The following is a 3,320-nucleotide window of genomic DNA, read 5'->3' as shown; positions in this document are numbered from 1 at the left end:
GCTGAGGCGACGTCAGCCAGCAGCGCACTGATCTCGTCGGACGGTAGCGCAACCCGGTGGTCAACGATGCTGCCGATCACGCTGAGCAGCCCTGACGACAGCATCCACCGATGCGACGAGGTCAACGTCGGCCGAATCACCATGAGCGGCCGTTGGATTCGGCGGTTGGCCACCCGCAACTGGTCCATCAGAGTGGATTGGTCTTCGCCGTGCAGGTAACGGGCTTGCCACCGATACAGCCCGCCGGACTCGCGATTGGCCAACGTCACGTCGATGAGTGCGTCGACCAGTCGGTCCAATGTCGCAGCCGGGTCGGCACCGGCAGATTCGGCCTCGCCGAAGTCGGTGCAATCGACCAATTGCTGGCCGAGAGCCAAGACCGCGCCGCGGAACAGGTCGTACTTGCTCGCGTAGTGCCGGTACAGCGCCGGCGCGGAAATCCCGACCTTGGCCGCGATGGCTTCCATGCTGACCGCGTGGTAGCCCAGCGCGCTGAACGACTCGGCGGCCACGCGGGCGATCTGGGCCTTTCGGTCTTTGGGCCGTCGGCGCACGACGACCGTCGGCTCGGTGCACGCGGTCGTCACCGCCTCACCCTAGCGTGGGGTCAGCGGCCAAAAAACCTACCGAAGAGTCAGAATGTCTATTAACATAACTGATGCTCGACGAAGAGGTGGGATCCCTTGTGAGAGGTAGCTGCGCATGCTGGACAGGGTTCGCCGGGTCCTTGGCTACCAGCTCACGATCGCCGAGCTGATCGGGCTCGCATTGATCATTGGTACCCCGTATTCGGTGGTAGGGACCATTTGGTCGACGAGACACACCGCGCATTTGCAGCGCATGCACGGCGCCGACGTGGTGGTGTCGTTCCTTGGCTCGATGGTGCCCTGGCCGGTGCTGCTGTTCTCGGACGTATGCATGACATGAGCGCTCAAGCCGCCGGGATACCGCTGACCACAGCCGACACCCGCATTCACATAACCCACCGCGCCGCGCGCTGGGATGAGCGGCCGGCCACCGTGGCCGACGCCCTCGACTTCTGGTCGTTCGCCGGCGCCGCCGCAGTCTGATTTGAAAGGAAATCTGTGAGCAATCGTCAGCTATTCCTCGGCATCGCAGGCGCATTGTTGATGGTAATTGGACTGCTGGCACTGTGGTTTCCGGTGTACTTGAGCCAGTACGACCAATACGGGATGCAGATCGCCTGCGGCAGCGGCTTCAGCGCTAACCTGTCGCAGGCCGCCGACGCCAATGGTGACGGCCTCGTCGCGCAATGCGGCACCGCACTGCTGCTGCGTCGCATCTGGGCGATCCCGGTTCTCGTCCTCGGTTGGCTGATACTCACTGTCCTGATCGCAAGCTGGGTCCGCGCCAAACCCTCCGCGGAGGAAAGCTCGCGGTTCTGGGAATTGAGTGGCGACAGCACGTAGCATTAAACAGTTTCAACTGTACAGTCTAGACTGTCTACTGTAGCCTGGGCTGGTGGATGGGATCACCGAGTCCGCGGGATCGGCGGCCAGAGACCTGCGTGTGATGTTCAGCCGGCTGCGACGCCAGCTGAAAGAAGTCTCTACCGGTAGCGATCTGACGCCGTCGCAGACCGCGGTGCTCACCCGGCTGTGGAAAGAGAGAACATCGTCGGCCAGCGCGTTGGCTGCCGCCGAGCGGATACGGCCACAGTCGATGGCGGCCATACTGGCCGGGCTTACCCGGCATGGCCTTATCCGGCGCGCACCCGACCCCGACGACGGTCGGCGCCAAGTGATCTCATTGACCGCCGCCGGCCGGCGCCGCGCGGAAAGCGACCGTCAAGTACGCGAGGAATGGCTGGGTCGTGCCATGCAAGAGCGCTACTCCGAGCGGGAACGCCGCGTCATCCTCGATGCGTTGTCCCTGCTCCAGCGTTTGACCGATTAGCGAAGGGAGCTAGGAAATGGAATTGGGAATACACTTCATCGACTTTCTGCCGGGCGATCCGGCGAATCTGGCTCCAACACTGGTAGCGACCGCCAAGGCCGCCGAAGATGCCGGGGCGACGATGTTTACCCTGGCGGATCATTTCTTCCAGATGGAAGGTGTTGGGCGCGCAGAGGATCCGTTCCTGGAGGGCTACACATCGCTGGGCTTTCTGGCGGGCCAGACAACCAGCATCACCCTGGCATTGCTGGTCACCGGAGTCACCTATCGCCACCCCGGGGTGCTGGCCAAGACAGTCACCACGCTCGACGTACTCTCGCAGGGTCGGTCGATGTTCGGTATCGGAGCCGCCTGGTATGAGCGCGAGCATGTCGCGCTGGGTGTCCCGTATCCGCCGTTGCGCGAGCGGTTCGAGATGCTCGAAGAGACTCTGCAGATCTGTCTGCAGATGTGGAGCGACGACAATGGGCCCTACAACGGCAAGCACTATCAGCTGGCCGAGACAATCTGTGTGCCTGAGCCAATTCGTCGGCCGCCGATCCTGATTGGCGGTGGCGGCGAGAAGAAGACTCTGCGACTGGTCGCGCAGTACGCGGACATCTGGAACGGCACGGATTCCGAGCCCGACCTACTCAAGCACAAGATCGAGGTGTTGACGCGCCATTGCGACACGGTCGGCCGCGACGTCGCCCAGATCCGCAAAACCGTTGGCCTGTTCGCCGACCCGTTCGCCGACGTTGACGGATACCTGAAGACCCTTGAGCGCTACGCCGAACTGGGCATCGAGATGATCAACATCGGTCCCGTGCCCGGCACCCCGGATCCGGCTGGCTTCGTACGGCGCTTCGGAGAAGAACTGATGCCCAAGGTTTCTGAAATCGGCTGACCGACAGTCGATCAGATGCCGGAGATGATCCGCGCACGCTTTGAGGCGTATTCGGTGTCCGAGATGACGCCGCTGGTGAGCAGGGACTCGAGTTCCTCCAGACGCTGCGATGTCGGCACCTGCGCGGCAGTGTTGTGCTGCCAGTGTTGAACGGTGGCACTTGGCCTTTCGCCGAAGTTGAGCAGCCCGAGTCGCAGCAAGAGTGCAAGCACGGCGACGATACCGCCGACCGGCAGGCCGAGGTAGAAGATCCACGTGCCGGGTACGCCGGCCTGGCTCAGCACGACAAACCGAATGATGAGCGATATAGCGAACAGAGCGCCTATCGCCCCGAGCACCACTTTGGAGTTGTTGTTCATTAACGTATTCCTTTTCGCCACAAGTGGGTTGGTTATGGGCAGGTGACGTCGATTTCGAAGGGCTTGGTCACCGGTCCTGCCATTGGATTGGACAGGTCTGCACCGCTGGCCGTGCCGGTGATCTTGTAGGACTTGCCGTCCTTGGTGGCCTTGGCGCT

General features: G+C 62.4%; 8 protein-coding genes. 5 read left to right on the top strand and 3 right to left on the bottom strand.

The window, feature by feature from the left end; genetic code table 11:
• Window positions 1–587: TetR/AcrR family transcriptional regulator (locus WAN71_RS02440; RefSeq protein WP_422223803.1), on the bottom strand; the 587-nt coding region annotated here is incomplete at its 3' end.
• Window positions 588–702: 115 nt separating this feature from the next.
• On the opposite strand from WAN71_RS02440, the gene WAN71_RS02435 reads away from it, so the two are divergent.
• The 5 genes from WAN71_RS02435 to WAN71_RS02415 are packed head-to-tail and all read left to right on the top strand — an operon-like array spanning window position 703 to window position 2,803.
• Window positions 703–927, top strand: coding sequence for a hypothetical protein (locus tag WAN71_RS02435; RefSeq protein ID WP_422223802.1), 225 nt, complete (start codon window positions 703–705; stop codon window positions 925–927).
• Window positions 924–1,070, top strand: a complete 147-nt coding sequence (locus tag WAN71_RS02430) for a hypothetical protein (protein WP_422223801.1) — start codon at window positions 924–926, stop codon at window positions 1,068–1,070. The genes WAN71_RS02435 and WAN71_RS02430 overlap by 4 nt, the downstream gene beginning before the upstream one ends.
• 15 nt (window positions 1,071–1,085) lie before the next feature.
• On the top strand, window positions 1,086–1,430 hold the full coding sequence (locus WAN71_RS02425) for a hypothetical protein (RefSeq protein WP_422223800.1): 345 nt from the start codon (window positions 1,086–1,088) through the stop codon (window positions 1,428–1,430).
• A 52-nt stretch (window positions 1,431–1,482) separates the two neighbouring features.
• Window positions 1,483–1,917, top strand: coding sequence for a MarR family winged helix-turn-helix transcriptional regulator (locus WAN71_RS02420; protein WP_422223799.1), 435 nt, complete (start codon window positions 1,483–1,485; stop codon window positions 1,915–1,917).
• Window positions 1,918–1,933: 16 nt separating this feature from the next.
• Window positions 1,934–2,803 (top strand): LLM class F420-dependent oxidoreductase, encoded by an 870-nt coding sequence (locus WAN71_RS02415; RefSeq protein ID WP_422223798.1) that lies wholly within the window; start codon window positions 1,934–1,936, stop codon window positions 2,801–2,803.
• An 11-nt stretch (window positions 2,804–2,814) separates the two neighbouring features.
• Here WAN71_RS02415 and WAN71_RS02410 read toward each other — a convergent pair whose 3' ends face one another.
• Window positions 2,815–3,162 carry an SHOCT domain-containing protein gene (locus tag WAN71_RS02410; RefSeq protein ID WP_422223797.1) on the bottom strand — a complete coding sequence of 116 codons (348 nt, stop codon included), beginning with the start codon at window positions 3,160–3,162 and terminating at the stop codon, window positions 2,815–2,817.
• Between the two features lie 32 nt (window positions 3,163–3,194).
• Window positions 3,195–3,320: lipoprotein LpqH (locus WAN71_RS02405; RefSeq protein ID WP_422223804.1), on the bottom strand; the 126-nt coding region annotated here is incomplete at its 5' end.

The organism is Mycobacterium sp., from assembly GCF_049280035.1.
Classification (GTDB): Bacteria; Actinomycetota; Actinomycetes; order Mycobacteriales; family Mycobacteriaceae; genus Mycobacterium.
Note: the sequence above shows the minus strand (reverse complement) of the source record. Positions and strands in the feature narration are given on the sequence as shown.